23 protein-coding genes and 2 tRNA genes are annotated in these 25,277 nt (G+C 66.5%); 15 read left to right on the forward strand and 10 right to left on the reverse strand.

Annotated features, from left to right (window positions below; translation table 11 throughout):
• The first annotated feature begins 122 nt into the window (after positions 1-122).
• From ACFOOQ_RS08890 to ACFOOQ_RS08905, 4 genes are all read left to right on the forward strand, one after another.
• Positions 123-198 (forward strand) — tRNA-Thr (locus ACFOOQ_RS08890).
• Between the two features lie 173 nt (positions 199-371).
• Entirely contained in the window at positions 372-941 is a 570-nt protein-coding gene (locus ACFOOQ_RS08895) for a PAS domain-containing protein (RefSeq protein WP_379724638.1), read from the forward strand.
• Between the two features lie 40 nt (positions 942-981).
• Positions 982-2,205 carry a methyl-accepting chemotaxis protein gene (locus tag ACFOOQ_RS08900; RefSeq protein WP_379724641.1) on the forward strand — a complete coding sequence of 408 codons (1,224 nt, stop codon included), beginning with the start codon at positions 982-984 and terminating at the stop codon, positions 2,203-2,205.
• A gap of 256 nt (positions 2,206-2,461) precedes the next feature.
• The gene (locus ACFOOQ_RS08905) at positions 2,462-3,625 is read left to right on the forward strand and encodes a hypothetical protein (RefSeq protein ID WP_379724645.1); all 1,164 of its coding nucleotides are present in this window, start codon (positions 2,462-2,464) and stop codon (positions 3,623-3,625) included.
• Between the two features lie 39 nt (positions 3,626-3,664).
• On the opposite strand, the gene ACFOOQ_RS08910 is transcribed toward ACFOOQ_RS08905, so the two are convergent.
• From ACFOOQ_RS08910 to ACFOOQ_RS08935, 6 genes are all read right to left on the reverse strand, one after another.
• Complete coding sequence (locus ACFOOQ_RS08910) at positions 3,665-4,177, reverse strand: hypothetical protein (RefSeq protein ID WP_379724648.1); 513 nt, start codon at positions 4,175-4,177, stop codon at positions 3,665-3,667.
• 241 nt (positions 4,178-4,418) lie between these two features.
• On the reverse strand, positions 4,419-6,845 hold the full coding sequence (locus ACFOOQ_RS08915; RefSeq protein ID WP_379724651.1) for a methyl-accepting chemotaxis protein: 2,427 nt from the start codon (positions 6,843-6,845) through the stop codon (positions 4,419-4,421).
• A 156-nt stretch (positions 6,846-7,001) separates the two neighbouring features.
• A complete protein-coding gene (locus ACFOOQ_RS08920) occupies positions 7,002-8,894 on the reverse strand; it encodes a methyl-accepting chemotaxis protein (protein ID WP_379724654.1) in 1,893 nt (630 codons plus the stop codon).
• Between the two features lie 225 nt (positions 8,895-9,119).
• Positions 9,120-11,048 carry a methyl-accepting chemotaxis protein gene (locus ACFOOQ_RS08925; protein ID WP_379724657.1) on the reverse strand — a complete coding sequence of 643 codons (1,929 nt, stop codon included), beginning with the start codon at positions 11,046-11,048 and terminating at the stop codon, positions 9,120-9,122.
• Positions 11,049-11,181: 133 nt separating this feature from the next.
• Entirely contained in the window at positions 11,182-11,433 is a 252-nt protein-coding gene (locus ACFOOQ_RS08930) for a hypothetical protein (RefSeq protein ID WP_379724660.1), read from the reverse strand.
• 394 nt (positions 11,434-11,827) lie between these two features.
• Positions 11,828-11,902, reverse strand: a tRNA-Val gene (locus ACFOOQ_RS08935).
• Between the two features lie 138 nt (positions 11,903-12,040).
• Here ACFOOQ_RS08935 and ACFOOQ_RS08940 point away from each other — a divergent pair.
• Complete coding sequence (locus ACFOOQ_RS08940; protein WP_379724663.1) at positions 12,041-12,967, forward strand: N-formylglutamate amidohydrolase; 927 nt, start codon at positions 12,041-12,043, stop codon at positions 12,965-12,967.
• Between the two features lie 4 nt (positions 12,968-12,971).
• Entirely contained in the window at positions 12,972-13,316 is a 345-nt protein-coding gene (locus tag ACFOOQ_RS08945) for a c-type cytochrome (protein ID WP_379724666.1), read from the forward strand.
• A gap of 12 nt (positions 13,317-13,328) precedes the next feature.
• Here the strand turns inward: ACFOOQ_RS08945 and ACFOOQ_RS08950 are convergent, their stop codons facing one another.
• On the reverse strand, positions 13,329-13,811 hold the full coding sequence (locus ACFOOQ_RS08950; protein ID WP_379724669.1) for an Lrp/AsnC family transcriptional regulator: 483 nt from the start codon (positions 13,809-13,811) through the stop codon (positions 13,329-13,331).
• A 135-nt stretch (positions 13,812-13,946) separates the two neighbouring features.
• Between ACFOOQ_RS08950 and phhA the strand changes: the two genes are divergently transcribed.
• The gene (gene phhA, locus ACFOOQ_RS08955) at positions 13,947-14,825 is read left to right on the forward strand and encodes a phenylalanine 4-monooxygenase (protein WP_379724673.1); all 879 of its coding nucleotides are present in this window, start codon (positions 13,947-13,949) and stop codon (positions 14,823-14,825) included.
• A 28-nt stretch (positions 14,826-14,853) separates the two neighbouring features.
• Here phhA and ACFOOQ_RS08960 read toward each other — a convergent pair whose 3' ends face one another.
• Entirely contained in the window at positions 14,854-16,104 is a 1,251-nt protein-coding gene (locus ACFOOQ_RS08960) for a hypothetical protein (protein WP_379724676.1), read from the reverse strand.
• A gap of 337 nt (positions 16,105-16,441) precedes the next feature.
• Between ACFOOQ_RS08960 and ACFOOQ_RS08965 the strand changes: the two genes are divergently transcribed.
• The 4 genes from ACFOOQ_RS08965 (at position 16,442) to ACFOOQ_RS08980 (ending at position 20,186) form a co-directional block, all read left to right on the forward strand.
• The gene (locus ACFOOQ_RS08965; protein WP_379724679.1) at positions 16,442-17,416 is read left to right on the forward strand and encodes an aldo/keto reductase; all 975 of its coding nucleotides are present in this window, start codon (positions 16,442-16,444) and stop codon (positions 17,414-17,416) included.
• A 65-nt stretch (positions 17,417-17,481) separates the two neighbouring features.
• Complete coding sequence (locus ACFOOQ_RS08970) at positions 17,482-18,183, forward strand: DUF4396 domain-containing protein (protein ID WP_379724681.1); 702 nt, start codon at positions 17,482-17,484, stop codon at positions 18,181-18,183.
• Positions 18,184-18,384: 201 nt separating this feature from the next.
• Entirely contained in the window at positions 18,385-18,903 is a 519-nt protein-coding gene (locus ACFOOQ_RS08975) for a PAS domain-containing protein (RefSeq protein ID WP_379724684.1), read from the forward strand.
• A gap of 62 nt (positions 18,904-18,965) precedes the next feature.
• Positions 18,966-20,186, forward strand: coding sequence for a methyl-accepting chemotaxis protein (locus ACFOOQ_RS08980; RefSeq protein ID WP_379724687.1), 1,221 nt, complete (start codon positions 18,966-18,968; stop codon positions 20,184-20,186).
• A 95-nt stretch (positions 20,187-20,281) separates the two neighbouring features.
• Here ACFOOQ_RS08980 and ACFOOQ_RS08985 read toward each other — a convergent pair whose 3' ends face one another.
• Positions 20,282-20,818 carry a carboxymuconolactone decarboxylase family protein gene (locus ACFOOQ_RS08985; RefSeq protein WP_379724690.1) on the reverse strand — a complete coding sequence of 179 codons (537 nt, stop codon included), beginning with the start codon at positions 20,816-20,818 and terminating at the stop codon, positions 20,282-20,284.
• Positions 20,819-20,975: 157 nt separating this feature from the next.
• On the opposite strand from ACFOOQ_RS08985, the gene ACFOOQ_RS08990 reads away from it, so the two are divergent.
• The gene (locus ACFOOQ_RS08990; protein ID WP_379724693.1) at positions 20,976-21,956 is read left to right on the forward strand and encodes a cupin domain-containing protein; all 981 of its coding nucleotides are present in this window, start codon (positions 20,976-20,978) and stop codon (positions 21,954-21,956) included.
• A gap of 191 nt (positions 21,957-22,147) precedes the next feature.
• On the opposite strand, the gene ACFOOQ_RS08995 is transcribed toward ACFOOQ_RS08990, so the two are convergent.
• Entirely contained in the window at positions 22,148-22,810 is a 663-nt protein-coding gene (locus tag ACFOOQ_RS08995) for a glutathione S-transferase family protein (RefSeq protein WP_379724696.1), read from the reverse strand.
• Positions 22,811-22,871: 61 nt separating this feature from the next.
• On the opposite strand from ACFOOQ_RS08995, the gene ACFOOQ_RS09000 reads away from it, so the two are divergent.
• The 3 genes from ACFOOQ_RS09000 to queG all read left to right on the forward strand — a co-directional run bounded on the left by ACFOOQ_RS09000 (position 22,872) and on the right by queG (position 25,261).
• Positions 22,872-23,540: a glutathione S-transferase family protein gene (locus ACFOOQ_RS09000; protein ID WP_379724699.1), complete on the forward strand. Its 669-nt coding sequence runs from the start codon at positions 22,872-22,874 to the stop codon at positions 23,538-23,540.
• Positions 23,541-23,766: 226 nt separating this feature from the next.
• Positions 23,767-24,120, forward strand: a complete 354-nt coding sequence (locus ACFOOQ_RS09005) for a RidA family protein (protein ID WP_379724702.1) — start codon at positions 23,767-23,769, stop codon at positions 24,118-24,120.
• The gene (gene queG, locus ACFOOQ_RS09010) at positions 24,101-25,261 is read left to right on the forward strand and encodes a tRNA epoxyqueuosine(34) reductase QueG (protein ID WP_379724706.1); all 1,161 of its coding nucleotides are present in this window, start codon (positions 24,101-24,103) and stop codon (positions 25,259-25,261) included. The genes ACFOOQ_RS09005 and queG overlap by 20 nt, the downstream gene beginning before the upstream one ends.
• Positions 25,262-25,277 lie beyond the last annotated feature (16 nt).

The raw sequence follows: 25,277 nt of genomic DNA on the forward strand, positions 1-25,277 counted from the left end.
TCCTTCGCACCGGCCTGCCCCGGCCCCCACTTTGGCCGGGTTTGCGGCTTGCCAAGTGCCGTCGAGGTCCGTATTTTCCGCGCGCCACCCGTCCGGGTCAACCGGTGCGGGCCCGGCGATCAGCCGGCGTAGCTCAGTTGGTAGAGCAAGACTTTCGTAAAGTCGAGGTCGGGGGTTCGAGTCCCTCCGCCGGCACCAGTTTCCCCCCGTTCCCCGCGCCCTTTGTTCCGTTCGCCCGGCCGGTCCTGCCGCTGCGGCAGGCTGCGGCCATGGCGATTGATCTGGGTCATGGAGCGGCTGTCCTGGTTGCGGCAGGTTGCCGGACTGCCGGCAGCGCGCTGCCGGTATCCGATAACCGACCGGAACCTCCCATGCCAAGCCCGTCCGCCGCCCCGCATCCGCAACCGACCCGGACCGAGCGCAGCTTCGGCGCCGACGAGATCATCGTCAGCAAGACCGATGCCCGCGGCCGCATCACCTACGCCAATGACGTGTTTTGCCGCGTCGCGCTCTACAGTGAACGCGATCTGATCGGCCAGCCGCACAGCATCGTGCGCCATCCCGACATGCCGCGCTGCGTGTTTCAGCTGCTGTGGCAGACCATCGCCGCCGGCAACGAGATTTTCGCCTATGTGAAGAACATGGCGAAGAACGGCGATTTCTACTGGGTCTTCGCCCATGTCACGCCGAGCTATGACGCGCAGGGCAGGCTCGACAGCTATCACTCGAACCGCCGGCTGCCGTCGCCGGCGGCGCTGGCCAAGGTCGAGCCGCTGTATCGCGCCCTGCTGGCGGAGGAGCAGAAGCATGCCGACCGCAAGCAGGGCCAGGCGGCCGGCTTCGCCCTGCTGGAAAAGCTGCTGGCCGATGCCGGCGTCAGCTACGAGGAATTTGTCTTTTCGCTGGACGACAGTCCGGCCGCTGCCGGTGTCGCGGCCTGAGACCGGCGACCGGCCTGCAGCATGATCCGAGGATAGAGCGATGAGCATCTTTGCCAGAAGCCGGCACCGCAGCGTGCTGCAGGCGATCGACGATGTCTGCGGCCGGGCTGCCGCGGGCGACCTGTCGGCGCGTATCGTCGATACCGAAAGCCACGGCGCCCATGCCGAAACCGCGCGGGCGCTCAACCGCCTGCTCGATCGTACCGATGCGTTCATCCGCGAATCCGGCGCAGCGCTGACCTATGCCGCCGCCGGCAAGTATTTCCGGCCCTTCCTGCTGCGCGGCATGACCGGCGATTTCCGCCGCGGCGCCGAGATCACCAACCGGGCGCGCCAAGCGATGCACGACAGGGCCGACGCCGCCACGCGGCTGGAGCGGCAGGTCGCCGAGCAGCGCGCCGCCATGGAGGAAGCCGCCCGCGCCGAACGCCAGCAGCTTGCCGACCAGTTCGAGCGCGAGGTGATGTCGATCGTCGAGGCGGTACAGGAGTCCGCCCAGACGCTGCACGGCAATGCCGCCACCATGAGTCACGAGATCGAGGCGGTGCACGGCAAGGCGGATTCCGTCGCGGCCGCGGCGCACCAGTCGACCACCAATGCCCAGGCAGTGGCGGCGGCGGCCGAACAGCTCAGCGCCTCGGTCTCCGAGGTCAGCCGCCAGGTCACCGATGCCCGCACCGCCAGCCGGGCGGTCACCGAGGAGGTGGCGCGCGCCTCGGACGCGGTGCAGGATCTGGCAACCGCCAACCGCAAGATCGACGAGGTGGTGGAATTCATCAAGGGCGTCGCCTTCCAGACCAACCTGCTGGCGCTGAATGCCTCGGTCGAGGCGGCGCGCGCCGGCGAGGCCGGCAAGGGCTTCGCCGTGGTGGCGCAGGAGGTGCGCCATCTCGCCCAGAAGACCGCAGAGGCGGCCAAAAGCATCGCCGACCAGATCGGCGCCATCCAGCGCGCCACGGACAACACGGTGAACGCCATCGCGGTGATCCGCAGCCAGGCCGATACGCTGAACGAGCGCGTCGGCACCATGACCGAGTCGATGCAGGAGCAATCCGGCGCCACCGTCAACATCAGCGACAATATCCAGGATGCCGCCGCCGGGATCGAAAGCGTGTCGTCGAATGTGCATGAAATTTCGGCAGCCGCCGGAACCGCCGGCGCCGCCGCCGCTTCGGTCAGCGGCGCCGTCGACGGCCTGAACGGACAGGCGGCGCAGCTCGGCAGCCGGGTGCGCGACTTCCTCGACCATATCCGCCGGCTGTGAGCCGGCCGGCGGTCATCGCAGCCGGACCGGACCGGTCCGGGACGAAATAATCGGCGTCATGGCCCACGGCCTATTGTGCTCCTTTCTGCGGGTAAATATAACTTGCAGTAGAGAAGCTTGATCGCGTGGCAATTGTGATTCCCTGGGTCATGAGCGGTTGGAACGCCGTGGCGTCGCGCTGCCGACCGCAGCGCCCCGCCCCGCCGCCATCTTGCCCGGGGCATGGTCGCCACGCCGTTGCGGACCCCCTGTCGCCATGGCGCTGAAGAAGAACAAGAAGGGCCGCAAGGCCATATCGCCGCTGCTCGAGAAGATCCTGTCGGACCGCTCGAACGTGGTGTTCAACGTGCCCAAGAAGGTCAAGCAGACCGAGCGGCAGTTCTTCGACAATGCCCGCCTGAACAAGGCGATCATCTTCAAGTATCCGAATTTCGACATGGAGATTTCCGAATTCGTGTCCTCGAGCGGCATGAAGAAGGAGCGCCCGGTCGAGACCTGCATGTATTTTCCCTACGATTCGGCCGTGCCGCAGGACGGCGGCCATGGCGTCTATCTGCGCGAAGATGATTTCACCGCCAAGCTGAAATACTTCATCGGCATCGATCTGGCCGAACCGACGGCCGAGAATGCGCGCGACCTGCAGCTGCTCAACCTGATCGACGATATCCCGTCGCTGGACCCCTTCCTGATGCGGGTCAAGTTCGACGAGGCGCAGGTGATGATCGATGGCGATTTCCTCGGGCTGGACAAGATCGAGGAGCTGAGCATCAAGAGCATCATCACCCGCGATGTCTACCCGATCATCACCAAGGCGTTTCCGGTGCAGCTGATCGAGAAGAAGTCGCGCTCGCTCAGCGATTTCATCAACGGACTGTGGAAGGCGCAGAGCGCCGAGGCCGAGATGTTCATCGAGGCCTTCGGCATCGAGAAGGCGCTGGCCAACCGCATCCTGACCGCCTGGAAGGGCGTCGCGTATTACGAATACAAATACGCCGAGAACATCACGCGCAGCATGGACATCATCCGCTGGCTGCAGTCGAAGGATTCAGAACCCTACGATCTGGCCATGTTCGGGCATCTGAAAGAGATGTACCAGATGCACAAGCGCAGCACGATCGACCAGATGAAGGCACTGACCTCCAGCACCGTCAACATCTTCAGAAGCTATCGGGAATGCCACTCGGTGTTTCTCGAGCGCAACGACCCCGGCCCGTTCCGTGTCTTCCTGCAGAATGCCAACGAGCGCTTCTGGGCGCTGGGCTTCTGCGTCAACGCGCTCGACCACTGCAACTACCTGTTTGAGTCGGACGTCGCCGACAAGCCGGGCATGAAGCTGCGCTATGACCAGTTCGAACTGTTCCTGAACAAGATCAAGGTCACCATCGAGCGCAACGTCAATCCGGAGAACCAGCTCGGCTGATTGCTGGGCTGACTGGCGGGCTGACCGGCAGCGGCCGCCTCAGTTGAGCAGCATCAGGTCGCGGCCGGCGACCTTGTCGACGGCGCTGGCCAGCGTGCTGATCAGCACGCGTTCGACCTCGCCGCCCTGGCCGGTGACATGCTGGGCCAGCAGCACGTAGAGCGCATCGATGTGGATCGAGATGATCTCGAAGGATGCCTCGCTCGGCATGGTCAGCGTGCCGATGAAGTCGTTCAGCGACTTGCCGAGCGCGGTCAGCAGCGGATAGCCGAACAGCCCGCCCATGCCCTTGATGTCGAAGGCGAGTTCCTGCACCGAGGGCAGCACGAAGGCGCGGCTGACCTCGTCCTTGCCGAGCCGGGCGATGATCTGCCGCATCTCGACCAGCTTGCCGAGCACCTCGGTGGCGAAGCTGTCGATCGAGGCGGCGATGACGCCCTCGATCTGGCCGCGCACCTCATCGGTCAGCATCAGCGGCAGGCCGGTGCGGTGATTGACCGCCTTCTGGCGCAGCGCCTGCGACGCTTTGATGATCTTTGCCCGTGGTGCCATTGGTCCGCCGCCTTTCTGGGACACACCATATGATAGAATAAGGGCAGAATATAATTTCCAGTTGAAATTTGATAAGCATTTTTCTTGCCCTATGTGTGCCATAAGAATGGCGAAAAATAGGCAAATTTGCTGTATTCTGGGGCGGGCGCAATAAAAAACCGGCCGGCAAGGCCGGCCGGGGGCGCAACCACTCGTTATGTCGCCAGCCACTGATGTGGCCGGCCGGCGGTCATTTCAGGGATCAGTCGGCGGCTTCGGCGGTCCGCTCGTCCGTGTCTTCGGCCTCCTCCGCGGGCAGGTCCGCGGCCGCTTCGGCCTCGTCCCGGGTCGCGTCGCTGCCGTCGATGCGGAAGTGACCGACCAGCTCGGCGAGCTGGCGGGCCTGGTCGGCCATCGCCTGGGCCGAGGCATTGGTCTCTTCGACCAGCGCGCCGTTGCGCTGGGTCATCTCGTCCATGTTGACCACGGCGCCGTTGACCTCCTCGAGGCCGCGCGCCTGTTCGGTCGAGGCCGCCGCGATCTCGGCGACGATGTCCGAGACCTTCTTCACCGCGGTGACGATCTCGTCGAGCGAGGTGCCGGCCTGGTTGACCAGCTGGGCGCCGCTCTTCACCTGGGCATTCGACGCCTGGATCAGCGTCTTGATCTCCTTCGAGGCATCGGCCGACCGCTGGGCCAGCGCGCGCACTTCCTGGGCAACCACGGCAAAACCTTTGCCGGCTTCGCCGGCGCGGGCGGCTTCCACGCTGGCATTCAGCGCCAGCAGGTTGGTCTGGAAGGCGATCTCGTCGATCAGCGACACGATGTCGGAAATCTTGCGCGCGCTGTCTTCGATGCCGTTCATCGCCGTCACCGCCTGCTCGACCACGCCGCCACCCTTCTCGGCGGTGTCGCGGGCGACGCTGGCCAGCTGGTTGGCGGCCTGGGCGTTGTCGGCATTCTGCTTCACTGTCGCCGTGACCTCGTGCATCGAGGCCGCCGTCTGCTCGAGGGCCGCGGCCTGGCTTTCCGTGCGGCTGGCCAGGTCCTGGCTGCCGGTGGAGATTTCCGCCGAGGCGTCGCGCACCAGGCGGGCGGCGTCGGACAGCCCGGCCATGGTGGTCGCCAGCCGGTCGCTGACCTGGTTGGCATCGCCGGTCAGCTTGGCGAACAGGCCGTCATACTGGCTGCGGATGCGATGGGTCAGGTCGCCATCGGCCAGCTTGTGCAGCATGGTGCCGAGATCGCCAAGCGCGCGCTCCACGGTGCCGAGCAGCTGGTTGACGCCCTCGCCGAGCTCGCGCATCACGCCTTCGATGCGGCTGGTGTCGATGCGCTGGGCAAGATCGCCGGCATTGGCGGCGGCAACGATGCCGCCGACCGCGTCCTTGAGCAGGGCTTCCTGCTCCAGCCGTTCGGCCTCGCGGGTCTTGCGCTCGCTCTCGATCTGCGTCTGCAGCTGTTCGGCTTCCTGGCCCTGTTCCTTGAAGGTCTGCACGGCGCGCGCCATGTCGCCGATCTCGTCGGTGCGCTCGATGCCCTTGACCTCGGTGTCCCAGTCCTTGTTGGCCAGCCGGCCCATGGTGCCGGTGGTGCCGACGATCGGATCGATCACGCGGCGGCCGATGTAAAGCCAGCCGATCACCACGGCAGAGATCAGGCAGATCGCCGCGATCACCGCCATGCTGGTCTGGGCGATGCGGATCGCCGTCATCGAGGCAGTGGTCGAGGCGTCGGTTTCGTCGCGGGCCGACTGCACGGTGCGGTCGACGGCATCGGCCAGCCAGGTGGCGGTGTTGCGGCTGCCGGACAGGGCGTCGGTGGCCCTGGCGATGGCGGCCAGTTCATGCTTGCGGGTGGCCAGCAGGCTGTTGTCGCCGTCGCCGAGTGCGGCGATTTCCTTGACCGCCTTTTCCATGTCGGCGTTGGGATAGATGTTATGGACGGTGTCGAGCATGTCCAGCATGTCGGCCTTGACGTTCACATAATCGGCGCCGACATGGTCGACCGCCTGCGGCGTCTCGGCCTGGGCGCCGACCGCCAGCAGGCCCTCGGCCTGGTTCACCTTGGCGACCAGCGCCTGGATGGCGCGCGAACCGGCGACCTGCTTGTCGAGGATGCTCTGGATCATCTCGCCGGCGCCCGGGCCGCTCGAGCGCGACACCAGCTCGAATTCCATGGTCATGTCCATGACCGCCTGGTCGACCGAGGGCTGCGCCAGCGACAGGAACTGCGCATGGTCGTCCGTCAGCGTCTTGGTCAGGGCAGCGCGCTGGTCGCGAATCTTCAGGCGCTCGACCACCGCCTTGTCGATGGCATCCATCGCGGCGATCAGCTTGTTGACGTTCTCTTCCACTTCCTTGCGCAGGTCGGCGGAGATGCCGCTGGCATCGACCTGGGCCATGGTGCGCTGGATCTGGATCTGCTTGCCCTGCAGGTTGCCGAGCGCCGCCTGGCGTTCGCCCTCGGCCGAGGCATAGGCCAGCGCCGGTGCGGCGGCGGCCAGATCGGCGCTCTGCGCCGACAGGGTGAGTGCGGCGGTGACGGCAGGGATGCTGCGTTCGGCGACGAGCCCGAGCGCCCCGCGCACCTGGCCGAAGAAGCCGAAGGAGATCAGGCTGGAAATCACGGCCATGGCGGCGATGACGCCGATGGCGAGGAACAGTTTCAGACGAATACCGAGCCGCATTCTTGCGTCCCCCCGGACTATAGGATCGTTCGCCGAAGTCTGCCGTCGACAGACCCGGTTGTGCAACCCTTCAATACGCGCAACGACGCGCGCGGTCGCCGCATCTTGCGGCGGGCCCGTTAACTATATGTTAGCGACGCGGGCCGCGACGGCCGTTCAGAATTCCTGCCAGTCGTCATCGGCGCCGCCGGCCACCTTCGCGGGGCGCGCCACTGGTGCGGGTGCTGGCGCTGCTTTCGCGGGCGCCGGCCGTGGCGTCGATGCGACCAGCACCGGCTTTGCCGCGGCAGATTTCGCTAGGGCCGCTTTCACTGGCGCCGCTTTTGCTGCAGCCGGTTTCGATACAGGGGCTCTCACAACGGCAGGCTGCGCGGCCGCAGCGCCGGACAGCCGGAAATGCCCGACCAGTTCGGCGAGCTGGCGGCCCTGATCGGCCATCGCCTGGGCGGCGGCCGAGGTTTGCTCGACCAGCGCGCCATTACGCTGGGTCATCTCGTCCATGTTGCCGACGGCGGAGTTCACCTGGTCGAGGCCGGTCGCCTGCTCGCGCGAGGCGGCGGCAATTTCGGCGACGATGTCGCTGACCTTCTTGATCGCGGTGACGATCTCGGTCAGCGCACTGCCGGTGCGGCCGACCAGTTCGGCGCCGGTCTTGACCTGTGCGTTCGACTCGTTGATCAGCGCCTTGATGTCCTTCGATGCATTGGCGCTGCGCTGGGCCAGGGCGCGGACCTCCTGGGCGACGACGGCGAAGCCTTTGCCGGCTTCGCCCGCGCGGGCAGCCTCAACGCTTGCATTCAGCGCCAGCAGGTTGGTCTGGAAGGCGATCTCGTCGATCAGCCCGACGATGTCGGAAATCTTCTTGGCACTGTCCTCGATGCGGCTGACCGCGGCGACCGCATCGCCGACCACGCTGCCACCCTTCTCGGCGGTGTCGCGCGCGGCAACCGCGAGCTGGTTGGCGGCCTGGGCGTTGTCGGCATTCTGCTTCACCGTTGTGGTGATCTCGTGCATTGAGGCCGCCGTCTCCTCGATGGCGGCGGCCTGCGATTCCGTGCGGCTGGCGAGATCCTGGCTGCCGGAGGAAATCTCCGCCGAGGCCAGGGCAATGGTGTCCGACGCCGATTTGATCTGGCCGATCACGCTGGTCATGTTGTCGAGCAGGGCATTCAGGCCCTCGCACAGCGCGCGGGTATCGCCGCTCATGCCGTCGAGCGCGATGCGCCGGGTCAGGTCGTTGGCGGTGGCCGCGGCGACCACGCCGTCGACGGCCTGCTTCATCAGCTGCGCGGCGCGCACCTGGGCGGTCACGTCGGTGGCGAATTTCACCACCTTGTAGGGCCGGCCGCCGGCATCCATGATCGGATTGTAGCTGGCCTGGATCCAGACTTCGCGTCCGCCCTTGCCGATCCGGCGATACTGCCCGGTGTCGTATTCGCCGCGCCGCAGCTTGTCCCAGAAGGCCCTGTATTCGGCGGACTGCGCATCGGCCGGCGCGACAAACATGCTGTGATGCTTGCCCTTCACCTCGGCGAGGCTGTAGCCGAGCGGTTTGAGGAAATTCTCGTTGGCATCGAGGATGGTGCCGTCGAGGCCGAAGCTGATCACGGCCTGGGCCTTGTCGATGGCGGCGAGCTGGCCCTGGAAATCGGCGGTCTGCTGTTTCTGCGCGGTGATGTCGGTGGCGAATTTCACCACCTTGACCGGCCGGCCGCGGCGATCGAGCACCGGATTGTAGCTGGCCTGGATCCAGACTTCGCGTCCGCCCTTGCCGATCCGGCGATACTGCCCGGTGTCGTACTCACCGCGGCGCAGCTTGTCCCAGAAGGCCTTGTATTCGGCGGACTGCGCATCGGCCGGCGCGACAAACATGTTGTGATGCTTGCCCTTCACCTCGGCGAGGCTGTAGCCCATCGCACCGAGGAAATTCTCGTTGGCATCAAGGATGGTGCCGTCGAGGCCGAAGGTGATGACCCCCTGCGACCGGTTGAGGGCGGTCACCACGCCCTGCAGGTCATTCACTTCTGATTTCGCGGTAAAATGGAACATCCAGCGCCCCCATCTAGATAGAGACTGCAGTTTAGGGTCAGCAGGGCGCCGAATACAATTCAGGATATATGCTAACTCTCAAAAATTATCTTTGAAGTGGGCAAGCTTATCGACTGCGGCGGCACCCCCGGATTGTGACAGGAATGCCGGACCGGCCAACCTGAAGGTGGCCGGCGGCCGCGTTTGTCACAGGCCGGAAGAGCAAAGAAACATGGCGGGCGCCGCTCAGCGGGTGCCGGCGTCGGTCTTGAAGAACTGGACCAGCTCGGCGAGCTGGCGGGCCTGGTCGGCGAGCGCCTGGGCCGAGGCCGAGGTCTGCTCGACCAGCGCGCCGTTGCGCTGGGTCATCTCGTCCATCTGGCCGACGGCAGTGTTGATCTGCTCGAGGCCGGTGGCCTGCTCGCGGCTGGCGGCGGCGATCTCGGCGACGATGTCCGATGCCTTCTTGATCGCGGTGACGATCTCGGTCAGCGACTGGCCGGTGCGGCCGACCAGATCGGCCCCGGTCTTCACCTGGGCATTGGACTCGGTGATCAGCGCCTTGATGTCCTTCGACGCATTGGCCGACCGTTGCGCCAGCGCGCGCACCTCCTGGGCGACCACGGCAAAGCCTTTTCCCGCTTCGCCGGCACGCGCCGCCTCGACCGAGGCGTTGAGTGCCAGCAGGTTGGTCTGGAAGGCGATCTCGTCGATCAGGCCGACGATATCGGCGATTTTCTGCGCGCTCTCCTCGATGCGGCGGACGGCGCTGACCGCATCGGCCACCACGCTGCCGCCCTTTTCCGCCGTATCGCGCGCCGCGGTGGCGAGCTGGTTGGCGGCCTGGGCATTGTCGGCATTCTGCTTCACCGTGGTGGTGATCTCGTGCATCGAGGCGGCCGTCTCCTCGATGCTGGCGGCCTGGCTTTCCGTGCGTTGCGCCAGGTCCTGGCTGCCGGTCGAGATCTCGCCCGAGGCCTCGCGCACCGCCATCGCGCTGGTGCCGAGCCGGCCGGCGAAATCGCGCAGGCGGTCGGTCATGGTGTTGATGTCGGAGACCAGTGCACCGAAGCGGCCGTGATACTGCGCGTCGATCTTGCGCCGCAGGTCGCCGGCGGCCAGGGCCGAGGTGATGCCGGTCACCGCGCCGAGCACCTCCTCGGTACGCGCCAGCAGGTCGTTGACCGACTGGCCGATGCGCTGCAGCACGCCACCGAGACCCGCGGTCTCGACCCGGCGCCCGAGGTCGCCCTCGGCGGCGGCCATCACCACCTCGCCGATCACCTGCTGGAAGCGTGCCTCCTGGGCCGCGCGGTCGGCGGCAAAGCGCGCCCGCTCCGCCTCCTGGTCGCGCTCCATCACCTTCTTCTCAAGCGCATTGGTCTTGAACACCGCGACCGCGCGGGCCATCTCGCCGAGCTCGTCGCCGCGCTCCTGGAAACCGATCTCGGTCTCGAGGTCATCGGCGGCCAGCCGGCGGGTGACCCCGGTCAGCAGCGGCAGCGGCCGCAGCATGGCACGCAGCACCAGGAAGGCGATGATGATGCCGGCGACCGCCGCGATGGCAGAGGCCACCAGCACGCCGATGGTGATGCGGTCGGCCAGCACGTCGATGCGCGATTTCAGGGCGCCGGCATAGAGGATGCCGATGGTCTTGCCGGCCGGATCGAGGATCGGCTGGTAGATGGTGTAATAATCCTTGCCGAGAATCTTCGCCTCGCCGAGGAAGGTGCGGCCCTGGCTGACCGGAGCAAAGGCGGCGCTGGTCTTGCCGAGCGGCGTGCCGGTGGCACGGCTGCCGTCATCCTTCTTGATGTTGGTGGTCTTGCGGATGAAATCCTGCTTGTCATCCTCCCAGCGGAACACCGTGGCGGTCTCGCCGGTCACCGTGCCGATTTCGTCGATCATGTCGTGGCTGGTGAAATCCGGAATCGTCTTCATCACCAGCCGGGTGACGGTGCCGCCGGCATCGATGGTGAACTGGGTGTCGGGATAGGCTTTGCGCAGCAGCACGGCCGCGGTGCGCAGGCTGGCGTTCTGGCGCTGGATCACCGTCTGGGCGACATCGCCGCGGATTTCCCAGATTGCCGCCCCGCCGACGCCGAGCGCGGTGAGCAGGATGAGCAGGACGGTGACGAGCGTGATCTTGCTGACAAGACCGAGGCGGCTGAGCATTGCAATTTCCCCGCGCGAGAACGAAAGGCCGTTTTCGCCAGCCATAGTAGCGGGTAAATATGACACGAGTGGTTAAAAGCCGGGAATATTGGGGAAAACCGGATTTATCCCCAAACTGGCCCGGTGCGCGGGCCTAACTGTCCAGCGGGGCGTATTTGCCGCTCTGGGCCAGGGTCTGCAGGGTGATCAGCCGTTCCTCGCCGCCGGGCTCGAGTTTGCGGATCGCCACATGCTCGGGCAGATTCGGCAGGGCGACGATGCGCTCGACCCGCCATCGGGCCTGCGAGCCGCTGGGCAGAAACCGCGAAAACTCGATGAAGACGCTGCCCACCTGGATTGCAGCCATCATGGTCATGCCTGCCTCTTTCTCCGTGCCTGTGGTCATCCTCTTTCCTGTGCATGGCCCGTGCATGGGGCCGCAGAGTGGAAGGAAAACTGTCGGGCGGGACCGATGCCGCCCCCCGGCACCGGTTACTGACGCAAGTTACTGACACGCTCATCCATCTGACGCGGGATGAGAGATACCGGACGGAACAGCCCGGGCCGGCAAATCAAATCCGGTTCGGCGGACCGGAGCCGGCAGGATCATCCTGCGGCGCTATGGTTAAATATATCTGAATAAAAAAAACCGGAAAACCGGCTTTTTTGCGCGAATAGTGGGGAAAACGATTGTGCCTGCGGTAGTAAACGGCGCTTTTCCGCCCGGATCGAGGGAATGCGGGGTGCAGGCCTGATGCAGGCCGGGCGCAGGCAGGATGCAGCATCGGGGGTGCGTGGCGTGGTGGGCGGTACAAGGATCGAACTTGTGACCCCTACCATGTCAAGGTAGTGCTCTACCGCTGAGCTAACCGCCCGTGCCACGCAAAAGATGTCCGGGGGTCGACCGGACCGCTGGGCTTTTAATCGCTGCGACGCCGGTTGGCAAGCCCTACCGGGGCCTCCATAATCCGCCCCAGTCCCGTTCTCCCGATTGGCCGGAAACCCGTATCCCGATGACCTCAGCAACCTTGCAAGCCCGCGTCCACCGGCCCGATCCGGAATTTCCGCTCGACCCGCCGATCCGCATCACCCGGCCGGCCGATGCCGGCGTGTCGGTGGCGACCGCCGTGGTGCTGTCCTCGCCGCATTCCGGCGCCATCTATCCGGCCAGCTTCCGCAATGCCAGCCGGCTCGACGCGCTGTCGCTGCGCCGCTCGGAAGACGCCTTCATCCACGAACTCTACGCCGCCGGCCCCGGGCTCGGCGCGCCGCTGCTGGAAGCGCTGTTCCCGCGCGCCTACTGCGACCCGAACCGTGCCGCCTGGGAACTCGACCCCGACATGTTCGACGCGCCGCTGCCCGAGCATGTGGTCACCGCCAGCAGCAAGATCGGTGCCGGCTTAGGGACCATCGCCCGCGTGGTCGCCGGCGGCATGGAAATCTACAAGGGCAAGATCGCCTTCACCGAGGCCGAGCGCCGGGTCGAGACCTGCTGGCGGCCCTATCACGACGCGCTCGACGACCTGCTGCAGGACGCGCGCGCCCGCCATGGCGTCGCCCTGCTGCTCGACTGCCACTCGATGCCCAGCGTCGGCGGCAGCCACCAGCCCGATGCCGGCCAGCGCCGCGCCGACATGGTGATCGGCGATTTCAACGGCGTCAGCTGCACGCCGCGGCTGGTGGATCGCGTCGAGGAATACCTGCAGTCCTGCGGCTTCGGCACCACGCGCAACAAGCCCTATGCCGGTGGTTACATCACCCAGCATTACAGCCGGCGCGATCGCGGCCAGCATACGCTGCAGCTCGAGATCAACCGCGACCTCTACATGGACGAGGAGCGCATCGCCAAGGCGGGCGGCTTCAGCCGGGTGCAGGCGGCGATGACCGGGCTGACCGAACTGCTGATCGCCTGCGCCACGCCGGATTTCCTGAACGGCTGATGGGATGGCAAGCCGCGGCAGATCGCCTCTCGGACTATCGCTCGCTGCGCTGCTGCTGATCGTTGCCGCCGCACCGTCCGGCCGCGCCGCCGAGGTGGGCGATTCCGCCATCGGCAAGCGGCTGGCGCAGACCTGGTGCAGTTCCTGCCATGCGATTTCCGGCACCCAGCGGCGCGACAGCGATGTGGCACCGCCGTTTGCCGCCCTGGTCGCCGGACCGCAGGGCCTGAGCGATGCCCGTCTGCGCGGCTGGCTGCATGACCCGCATCCGCCGATGCAGGGCATCACACTCAGCCGCCAGCAGACCGAGGATATCGTCGCCTACCTGCGCAGCCTCGCCTCGCACTAGGCGGGCTGCGCTTCAGCCGCCGACGTGATCGAGCGGCAGCGCCGTGGTCTGCTTGATCCGGTGCAGCACGATGGACGAGCGCACGCTGCGCACGCCGGGAATCCGCAGCACGCGCAAGCTGAGGAAATCGGCGAAGGCTTTCAGGTCGGCCGCGACGATGCGCAGCACGAAATCCGCCTCGCCGGTGACCGACCAGCAGTCGAGGATTTCCGGCCGCGCCGTCACCGCCTGCTCAAAGCCCTGCACCAGCTCCTCGGCATGACGTTCCAGCGACACATTGGAAAACGCCATGACCGTCAGGCCGACCGCTTCCGGCCGCAGCAGCGCGGCATAGCCCGCGATCACGCCGTCGGCCTCCAGCCGGCTCAGCCTGCGGCTGACCTGGCTGGCGCTGAGCCCCACCGTCTCGGCGAGCGCTGCATTGGGGCTGCGCCCGGCGCGCTGCAGGGCGGCCAGCAGGCGCAGATCGAAGATGTCGAGATCGGGCGATTGCATGCACAGATCATGCAATATTGGCATCAAGATGCAAGAAAATTGATGGAAATGGCGAAAATCAGCACCAGAACGCGCGGATCATGCAGGCGACCGGGCTTAAGCTGGACACAACGATCCATCAGCCGGGAGGCGACCATGGCGGTCCTTGAGCATCACGCGGATCTGCCGCTGCGTCCGGACTACACGCTCGACCAGCCGCGCCATCTCTATTCCGCCGAAGACCATGCCGTGTGGCGCGACCTGTTCCGCAGGCAGGCGGCGATCCTGCCCGGCCGCGCCTGCGACGAATTCCTCACCGGGCTCGCCGGCCTCGGTGTGGCGGCAGATGGCATTCCCGATTTCGAGCGGCTGTCGGATATCCTGGAGAAGACCACCGGCTGGCGCATCGTCGCGGTGCCGGGCCTGGTGCCCGACGACGTCTTCTTCGGCCATATGGCGGCGCGGCGCTTTCCGGTCACCTGGTGGATCCGCAACCGCGCCCGCATCGACTACATCCAGGAACCCGATGTCTTCCACGACATCTACGGCCATGTGCCCTTGCTGATGAACCCGGTGTTCGCCGATTACATGCAGGCCTATGGCAAGGGCGGTCTGAAGGCGGCCAAGCTCGGCGCGCTGCACCGTCTCGCCCGGCTTTACTGGTACACGGTGGAATTCGGCCTGATCGCACAGGCCGACGGCAGTTTGCGCATCTACGGCAGCGGCATCCTGTCGTCGAAGACCGAGAGCGTCTTCTGCCTCGACAGCGCGGCGCCGAACCGCATCCGCTTCGACCTGCGCCGCCTGATGCGCACGAAATACCGCATCGACACCTTCCAGAAGAGCTATTTCGTCATCCGCAGTTTCGACGAACTGTTCGACGCGACGCGACCGGATTTCGCACCGCTCTATGCCGGGCTTGCCGCCCTGCCCGACTTCGGCGCCGCCGGGATCGCGCCGGACGATGCCGTGCTCACCCGCGGCACGCTGGATGCGCGCGCTGGCGGCTGGGAGGCGGAGACGGCCGATGTGTGACCGGCGCCGCCTCCACGCAGCGGCGGGATTATTGCCCCTTCAGGTCCAGCGATGCGCTCTTGCCGCTGAAGGTGCCGGTCACCAGCACCGGCACCTGGTAGGTGGCGGCGACCGAACCGGCGGCTTCGACGAGAATCGCGCGCGGGCCAACCGGGGTGACCTTCAGGCCGGTGACGCTCGATTGCAGCACCGCACTGAAGGCATCGTTCTTGCCACCGCCCTTGATCTGGATGACCTGGCTGGTGCCGGGTTTTACCACCGCCGGGCTTACCGGGGCGAAGGTGATGTCGGCGGTGACCATGTCCGGCGCCAGGAAGGCGCAGGGCGCGAGATTGAAGCTGGCCGGCGCCGTACTGATCTTGGAATTCAGGAGGTCGACGATTGCCGCCTTGTTCTTCATATCTGCTACGGCGCTGGCGATGGCAGCAGTTTTCCGGGCGAGCGTATCGGCGTCGATATCCGTCGGTGGAGGCGGGGCCGGCAGGACGCTGTTGATCTTCGGTCCGTTTGCAGGCGCCGGAGCCGGTGCCGCGCCGCCGCCGGCATCAGCCAGTTTGGCGCCGCTGCCGCCGGGAAGACTGCCGGTGCCGAAACCGGGCACAGACTGCAGTACCGAGAAATACTGCTCGAGGCTGGGGCGGCGTGTCATGATCTGCTGGCTGAGCTGGTTGTCGACCGCGACCAGCGCCGGCAGGATCGAGTTGGCGAGATCCGGCTGGACGGCAATGCGCAGTTCGGCATCGCTGCGGATCTTGTCGGCCGCCTCGCGGCCAGCGTTTGCCGTATCGGCCGCCGCCTTGAGTTTGGTGGAATTGCTGCCGGGGTTGCTCCTCGCGATCTGCCAGGCATCCTGCAGCAATCCGTCGAGCGTGGTGATGGCGCCGTGCAGTGATGTCTTGCGGGTTTCCAGCATCGCATAGCTGCCGGCTGCGGGGCTGATCGTCGCGTCGATGCAGTTCAGCGCCACGATGCCGGCGAGATAGGCTTCGTCATAGCCCCGCTCGGTGGAGAGCTGGCCAATGCCATAGGCGAGGCCGGCGCCGCCGACGCCGGCGAGAATCAGATCGGTATTGGCGCCATAGGCAGCGCCGATGCCGGCGGTGGCCAGGCCGCCGAAGGTCAGCAGTCCGAGCGCAGTGCGGGCGGTTTCCTGGCGCTTGATGCGGCTGTAGAGGTCCCGCTTCTTGACGACCACCCTGGCCTTGACCTCGGCCACGGTCTGGAAGGCGGTAGGGCTGTCGGCATCTTCCTGGCCGATCGGGACCGTGGACGTCGTCATGTCCGGTATTGCCGAACAGCCGCCGAGCAGGGCCAGGACCGCGAAGGCCGCGACAGTCCGTCGCGGCCCCGCGACGATAGAAATTTCCTCCGGCGCCGCGCGCCGAATACCACTGCAGCCAGCCATGATTCCCCCCGGTCAGCACATTATACGTGCGATGTCAGGATTGGCTCGTTCTATAGTTGTGAGTCAACAGGTATGGTTTCTCACCGCGGAACGGTACGGCAACCATAGGTTGGTTATCGGCCGGGGCCGCTGCGGCTGGACCAGCCGCCCTCTGCGCGTTCTGATAGCGCTTCCCTGCCTCGCCCCCCGCCCCGCCAGAAGGAAGCTTCCCATGGATCAGGTCCGTTTCGGTTCCACCGGCATGAAGGTCTCGCGCCTCTGCCTTGGCTGCATGACTTATGGCACGCCGACATGGCGCGACTGGGTGCTGGATGAAGACTCGAGCCGGCCTTTCATCAAGGCGGCGCTCGAGCGCGGCATCACCTTTTTCGACACGGCGAATGTCTATTCGCTCGGCGAGAGCGAGGCGGTGCTCGGCCGCGCCATCCGCGATTTCGCACCGCGCCGCGAGGATGTCGTGCTCGCCACCAAGGTGTTCAACCCGATGGGCGACGGCGCCAACGACCGCGGCCTGTCGCGCAAGCATATCCTCGCCTCCATCGACGCCTCGCTGAAACGGCTCGGCACCGACTATGTCGATCTCTACATCATCCACCGTTTCGACTATGACACGCCCATCGAAGAGACTCTGGAGGCGCTGGATACCGTGGTGCGCACCGGTCGTGCGCGCTACATCGGCGCCTCGTCGATGCATGCCTGGCAGTTCATGAAGATGCTGGGGCTGCAGCGCGCCAACGGTCTGGCCCAGTTCGTCTCGATGCAGAATCACTACAATCTGGTTTACCGCGAGGAAGAGCGCGAAATGCTGCCGCTGTGCCGCAGCGAGGGCCTGGCGGTGACGCCGTGGTCGCCGCTGGCGCGCGGCATGCTGGCCGGCACCCGCGGTCGCCAGACCCAGCGCGCCGCGAGCGACCAGCAGTCGCGCTGGTGGTACACCCACGAGGCCGAGGAAGATGCCATCGTCGCCGCCGTGCAGGCGGTGGCTGCCGCGTGCGGCGTGCCGCAGGCCCAGGTGGCGATGGCCTGGGTGATCAGCCGGCCGGGCATCACCGGGCCGATCGTCGGCGCCTCCAAGCCGCATCACCTCGACGATGCCATCGCCGCGCTGGCATTGAAGCTGAGCGACGAGGAAGTGGCCAAGATCGAGGCGCCCTACCGTCCGCGCGAACCGGCCGGTCATAAATAGGGGCAGTCACAAGTAAGGCGGCCACAAACAGGGAACTCTTCGCGGCCAGCCGGCGTTGGCTTTGAATGATCCCCGCCTGGCTGCATCTCCTCGCCCTGCTCTCGCTCGGTCTCGGCCTCGTCTGTGCTGTCGTCATTGCCGTCGACGAGATCAGGCGGCCGCAGGCGATGTGGATCATGAATGCGGTCTGGCCGGTGACGGCGCTGTTCGGCGGCGGGCTGGCGCTCTGGGGCTACTGGCGCCATGGCCGCGCGGCAGATCATCCCCACGACGACGGCGGCGATCCGCCGATGCTGGTGATGGCCGGCAAGGCCGCCGCCCATTGCGGCAGCGGCTGCACCCTCGGCGACATCATCGCCGAGGTGCTGGCGCTGGCGTCGCCGGGCCTGCTCGCGGGGTTCGGCTGGCCCTGGCTGTTCGGCGATAAAATCTTCGCCGTCTGGGTGCTGGATTTCATCCTCGCCTTCGGCTTCGGCATCATCTTCCAGTATTGCACCATCCAGCCGATGCGGCAGCTGCCGCCCGGCCCGGCACTGGTGGCCGCACTGAAGGCCGATGCGCTGTCGCTGACCGCCTGGCAGGTCGGCATGTATAGCGTGATGGCGATGGCGCAGTTCGCGGTGTTCCGGCCGCTGTTCGGCCTGCGCGTCGATGCGGCGATGGCGGAATTCTGGTTCGCCATGCAGATCGCCATGCTGGCCGGTTTTGGCACCGCGCTGCCGGTCAACGTTTGGCTGCTGAAACGCGGCATCAAGGAGAGGATGTAGGCCGATTTTCTCCCCCGCAGATAGTTGAATACACCTGCATTCTCTGGTGCTGTGCCGCTGCACCAGGGGGCGGCAGTGGCCGTCGACTCGTGGCGGGTCGCTGCGATATTTCTATCTGGAATTGACCGGTATCAATTGCTTTTCTGGTGTGATCGGTCGGAAATGACGGCCAGCGGCAGAAACAACCGACATGAGTGATGTATGGCTCGCCCCGAACCCACCGGCAAAGAACGCAGCTTCAGCGAAAACGACATCATCGTCAGCAAGACCGATGCGAAGGGCCGCATCACCTATGCCAACAAGGTGTTCTGCGATATCGGCCTGTATTCCGAAGACGAGCTGATCGGCCAGCCGCACAGCATCCTGCGCCATCCCGACATGCCGCGCTGCATCTTCGCCCTGCTGTGGCAGCGCATCCAGTCGGGCCGCGAGATCTTCGCCTATGTGAAAAACATGGCGAAGAACGGCGATCACTACTGGGTGCTCGCCCATGTAACCCCGAGCTACGACGGCAACGGTGCGATTGACGGCTATCACTCCAATCGCCGGGTGCCGGATCGCAGGGCGCTTGCCGCGATCGAACCGCTCTATCGCGACCTGCTCGCCACCGAGAAAAGCGCGGCCGACCGCAAGGCCGGACTGGCCGCCAGCCATGCGCAGCTTGATGCCCTGCTGCAGCAGAAGGGCATCGACTACGACGAGTTCGTTTTCAGCCTCTGATCCGCTTCCCCCTTCCCCCTTCCCCCTTCCCCCTCAATCTCTCCCGCAAAACGGAGTCATCCATGTTCGGCAAGTCGAGGCTTTACCGGCAGGCGTTCGCGGAAATCGGTGCGGTCAGCGCCCGCGCCGCCAGTGGCGACCTGTCAGCCCGTATCGTGCACACCCAGAAATATGGCGATCTGGCCGGCATCCTGGTCGAGTTCAACCGCCTGCTCGACCTGACCGATGCCTTCATCCGCGAATCCGGGGCCTCGCTGGAATTCGCCGCCGCCGGCAAATACTACCGGCCTTTCCTGCTGCGCGGCATGCAGGGCAGCTTTCGCCGCGGCGCCGAGGTCATCAACAGCGCCCGCGAGGCGATGAAGGACAAGGCCGAGGCGGCGCTGCGCATGGAACAGGAAATGGCCGCGCAGAAGACCACGATGGAAGCCACCGCTCGCGCCCAGCGCGAAAAGCTGGCCGGCGATTTCGAGGCGCGGGTCTCGGCCATCGTCGGCACCGTGGCCGGTGCCGCCGACACGCTGACCAGAAATGCCGAAGTGATGTCGGGCGAGATCGGCGGCGTCAGCGAGCGGGCGCAGAGTTCGGCCGAGGCGGCGCAGCAGGCGACCCACAACACCCAGGCCGTGGCCGCGGCCGCCGAGCAGCTGGCCGCCAGCGTCGACGAGATCCGCCGCCAGGTCACCGATTGCCGCGTCGCCAGCCAGGCGGTCGCCGGCGAGGTCGGCAAGGCGGCCAACCATGTGCAGTCGCTCGATCACGCCAATTCGAAGATCGACGAGGTGGTGGAATTCATCAAGGGCGTCGCCTTCCAGACCAACCTGCTGGCGCTGAATGCCAGCGTCGAGGCGGCCCGCGCCGGCGAGGCCGGCAAAGGCTTTGCCGTGGTGGCGCAGGAGGTGCGCAACCTCGCGCAGAAGACCGCAGAAGCGGCGCGCAGCATCGCCGACCAGATCGGCGAGATCAAGCAGGCCTCGGGTCATACCATTGAATCGATCCATGCCATCCGCGGCGAGGCCGACGGCCTCAACGAACGCGTCGCCGCGATCACTGAATCCGTGCAGGAGCAGACGGCCGCCACCGCCGAGATTTCCAACAACATCCAGGCCGCCGCCGCCAAGTCCGAACTGGTGTCGAGCCATGTCGACGACATCGCCCGCTCGGCCGAACGCACCGGCGGGGCAGCCGGCGATGTGGAGAGCGCGGCGCGCCAGCTCAGCGGCGATGCCGATGCCCTGTCGCGCCATGTTGCCGACTTCCTCGCCTTCATCCGCAAGATGTGAGAATGCGAAAAGACGGGCGCCCTGCGGCGCCCGTCCTTGTCGTCATCCTGCTACCGCCGTTCAGTCGACGGCCGGGAAATCCACACCACCGGCCGTCAATCGACGGCCGGAAAGTCGACATCCGTGTCGTTGATGCGGTTGAACACGTTGGTATAGGTGATCAGCGCGATGGCGAGGCTGATGTCGGCGAGCTGCTGGTCGCTGTAGCCGGCGCCCTTGATGGCGGCGACTTCGGCTTCCGGCAGCGTGCCGCTGCCCTCGACGATCTGCCGCACGAAATGCACCAGCGCATCGCGCCTGGCCTCGCCGGTCGGGCCGCCGGCGCGGATCTGCCGCAGGGCGTCGGGCTTCAGGCCGGCCATCTTGCCGATCAGGCTGTGCGCGGCGACGCAATAGTCGCAGCCGCCGGCCTGGCTGACCGCCAGCTTGACGGTCTCGATATCCTGCTTGCTCAGGCTGCTCGCGGCCAGCGCGGCATCGGCGGCCAGGATGGCCTGCAGGCCGGCCGGGTTCAGCGCGCCGAGCGCGGCATAGGCATTCGGCACCTTGCCGACGGCCTTCCTGATCTGGCCGAACAATTCGGCGGTGGCACCGGTGGCGGCTTCGACGGCGGGGGTGGCAATACGGGACATGGCGGATACTCCTTAGATTTGGGGTTGGCTCTCTGCATCCGGTGGCTGTCTCTGGGGCTCGTCGCCGGATGCAGGGCCAATCTATGCCGGGGATTTGAGTATGTTAATGTCGCGAAAGCTCGTTAATATGCTCTATCGTCTCATTCCGGAAAATCCCATGGCAGACCCCGCTCCCGCTTCCGCTTCCGTCTCCCGGACCGACTGGCTGAGCCGCCTGCTCGACCTCGTGCCGGTGCGCGGCGAGCTCGAGCTGCGCTGTTCGTTCGGCGCGCCCTGGCGGGTCGACGAGGCCCCGGCGCCGGCCGGCGAGATGCCCTATCACGTGGTGCTGGCCGGCACGGCCCTGCTCGACGATGCGGCCGGCGGCGCGCCGCGGCAGCTCGGCCCCGGCGATATCCTGCTGCTGCCCGGCGGTGGCGCCCACCGGCTGCATGACGGCAGCGGCGCGGCCCCTTCGCCCGTGCGCAAACACCGCGGCGCGGCAGTGATCCTGCAGGAGAATACCGGCAGCGGCGCGCGCTTCGACATGCTGTGCGGCCGTTTCGTGCTGGCGCCGATGCATGACCGGCTGCTGCGCGGCTATCTGCCGCCGCGCCTGGTGGTGCCGGCGGCGGCCGACCCGGCCTCGGCGACGGCGACGCAGGTTGCCGGCCTGGTGGCGCTGCTGCGCGGCGAATCCGTCAGCGACAGCCTCGGTGCCCGTGCCATGCTGAATGCGCTGTCGACCGCGCTGTTCGCGCTGGTGCTGCGCCGTGCCAGCGAGACTGATGCGGCACCCGACGGCCTGCTGGCGCTGGCCGGCCATCCGCGGCTGGCGCCGGCGCTGGGTGCCATGTTCGCCGATCCGGTGCATCCCTGGACGCTGGAGGCGCTGGCCGCGCTCTGCAACATGTCGCGCGCCACGGCTGCACGTCAGTTCGACCAGCACCTCGGCCGCTCGGCCGCCGACCTGCTGGCCGACATCCGCATGACGGTGGCCGCCGCCGAACTGGCCAAGCCGCATGTCTCGACCGGGGCGGCGGCCGATGCGGCGGGCTACCAGTCCGAGGCCGCCTTCCAGCGCGCCTTCAAGACCCGCATGGGCCTGACCCCGGCGCAGTGGCGCCGGCAGGCGATGGGTGGCGGGGAGGACCGCTAGGGCGCGGGTCCGGGTCTTTCGCGCCTCCGCATAAATCCGCAGTCAGCGTGGGTTTTGGCCACGAAAATGGGGTTAAAATAGCCCGTTGGAGGCCAGAATGCCGGGAACAGGCGGTTTCCGGGGCCGGATTCCGGGGTATCCGGGCCGGTTTTGCCGGGTTCAGGTCGGAAATGGCCTTCGGCAGGCCAATTTCAGACCATTTTCACCATCACATGGGCGCGATAGCCCGGCCGGGCGGTCAGCCGCTTGTGCCAGGCTTCGAGCCGGGGCAGGGCAGGGCGCTGCAGCGGGAAACTGAGCCAGCGCTGCACCTGGCAGCCGAGCGGGATGTCGCCGATGGTCAGCCGGCTGCCGGCAATGAACGGGCGGTCGTCGCGGGCGAACCAGGCCTCCAGCCGGGTCCACAGCGTGGCCGCATCGGCCTCGGCCTTCTGCATCGCCGCCGGCGTGGTGCCGGCCGGATCGCGGATCAGGCCCCAGAACAGGGTGCGGGCCGGCTCGTGCAGGCTGGTATGCACCCAGTCCATCCAGCGGTCGGCATCGGCGCGCATGGCGAGGTCGCGCGGCCACAGGCCGTCGCCGGACGCATCATGGCCGGTCGGACTGTAGGCTGCGGCCAAATAGCGCAGGATGGCGTGGCTTTCCCAGATCGTGAGCGGCCTGCCGTCCGGCCCGGCGCTGTCGCGCAGGGTCGGGACCACGCCATTGGGGTTCAGCGCGCGGTATTCGGCCGTGTCGTTGCCGCCGTAGGGGCCGCCGACGTCGATCCGCTCATACGCCAGGCCGAGTTCATCGGCCGCCCACAACACCTTCTGGACATTGACGGAACTGGCCCGTCCCCAGATTGTCAGCATGGCGAATTCACTCCCGCCGATTCGTTTTCATCCGCCCCGGATACGACTAGACTCCGCCGCCATGCGCAAGCTGTACCACCACTGGCTTTCCCCCTTCTCCCGCAAGGTCCGCATCCTGCTGAAGGAGAAGGGTCTCGATTTCCAGCTCGAGGTCGAGAAGACCTGGGAGCGCCGCGAGGATTTCCTCGCCCTCAATCCCGCCGGCCTGGTGCCGGTGCTGGTCGAGCATGACGGCCATGTGCTGGCCGAGAGTCAGGCGATCTGCGAATACCTCGACGAGGTCTATCCCAACAAGCTGCTGATCGGCTTCGACCCGGCGACCCGCGCCGAGACCCGCCGGCTGGTATCGTGGTGGGACCTGAAATTCGGCCGCGAGGTCAGCGAGCCGCTGGTGTTCGAAAAGGTGATGCGGCGCTTCCTCGGCCAGGGCCATCCGGAATCCGCCGTGATTCGCATCGCGCACCAGAACATGAAGGTGCATTTCGATTATATCGCCTGGCTGACCGAGCGGCGCACCTGGCTGGCCGGCGACGACTTCAGCCTCGCCGACATTGCCGCCGCCGCGCATATCAGCTGCCTCGATTATCTCGGCGACATCCTGTGGGAGGATCATCCGGCAACGCACGACTGGTATGCCCGGGTGAAGTCGCGCCCCAGCATGCGGCCGCTGCTCGCCGACCATATTCCCGGCCTGCCGCCGCCCCGGCATTACGCCGACCTCGATTTCTGACTGCCGGCCGGGTTACACATCGTTATACAGGGCCGTCGTCCCCGGGCCTGACCCGGGGATCTCGCGCAGGACCCTTTATTATTCGTCACCCTCGGGCCACCGGGTCTGGCCGAAGGCCAGCCCGGCGGTAAACTTCTCGACCCGAGGGTCTCACGCAGGACTGAAAAAGCTGGTCGGGTCAGGCCCGACCATGACGGTACAAACAGCAGAGAAAAGGAGCATCCCCATGTCCATTCGCCGCATCGACGTCGGTCCCCGCATGAGCCAGGCCGTGGTGCACGGCAAGACGGTCTATCTCGCCGGCCAGGTCGCCGCCGATCCCACCGCCACTGTCGCCGGCCAGACCAAGCAGATCCTCGGCCAGATCGACACGCTGCTGGCCACCGCCGGCACCGACAAGACCCGGATTCTCTCGACCAATATCTGGCTCGCCGATATCGCGACCTTCGCCGAGATGAACGGCGAATGGGATGCCTGGGTGCCGCAGGGCAATACCCCGGCGCGCGCCACCACCGAGGCCAGGCTGGCGGCGCCGCAGTACAAGGTGGAGATCGCCTGCATTGCCGCGCTCCCAGACTGAAAGCGGGCGGACTGAGACTGACACGCCTGCGGCGCGCGCGGCGGCAATCCGCGCGCGGGCAGGGCAGGAGGGCTTCGATGCGGTCGGCTTCACCACGCCCAGCCGCATCGGGCCCGATCTCGCCGAGCGGCTCGACGCCTTCATGGCGCTCGGCCGCCACGGCGAGATGCGCTGGCTGGAAGACAAGGCCGAGCGCCGCCGGCACCCCCATGCATTATGGCCCGAGGCACGCGGCATCGTCGCACTGGGGCTGAACTACGGCCCCGGAACCGATCCGCTCGACGTGCTGGCCGAGACCGACCGCGCGGCGATCTCGGTCTATGCGCAAGGGCGCGACTATCATCTGGTGGTCAAGAAGAAGCTGAAAAGCCTGGCCGGCTGGATGCATCGCGCATGGGGCGGCGAGGTCAAGGTCTTCGTCGATACCGCGCCGCTGATGGAAAAGCCGCTCAGCGCCGCCGCCGGCCTCGGCTGGCAGGGGCGACATACGAATCTGGTCTCGCGCGAGTTCGGCTCCTGGCTGTTCCTCGGCCTGATCCTCACCGAGATGGTGCTGCCGGCCGATGACGCGGAAAGCGATCACTGCGGCAGCTGTTCGTCCTGCCTCGACATCTGCCCGACGCGCGCTTTTCCGGCGCCCTACCAGCTCGATGCGCGGCGCTGCATCTCGTATCTGACCATCGAATACGACGGCATCATCGCGGCGGAATTCCGCAAACCCATGGGCAACCGCATCTACGGCTGCGACGACTGCCTCGCCGTCTGCCCGTGGAACAAGTTTGCGTCCATGGCGACCGAGACCGACCTGCGGGCGCGGCCGGCGCTGACGGCGCCGAAGCTGGTCGATCTGGCAAAGCTCGACGATGCCGGCTTCCGGGAGATGTTTGCGACGACGGCGGTCAAGCGCATCGGGCGGGACCGCTTCGTGCGCAACGTCTGCCTCGCGCTCGGCAACAGCGGCGATCAGACGGCCGTGCCGGTGCTGCGCGATCTGGCGCAAGATGCGGCGGCGCCGGTGCGCGCCCATGCCGCCTGGGCGCTGAAACAGCTGCTGCCGCCAGCGGATTTCGCTGCCTTCGCCGCGGCGCGCCGTGCGGTGGAGGCGGATGCGGCGGTGCTGCGCGAAATTTCGGAACAATGACCCATGTCATGCGCGG

It is taken from the genome of Ferrovibrio xuzhouensis (assembly GCF_042648965.1).
In the GTDB taxonomy this organism is placed as follows: Bacteria; Pseudomonadota; Alphaproteobacteria; order Ferrovibrionales; family Ferrovibrionaceae; genus Ferrovibrio; species Ferrovibrio xuzhouensis.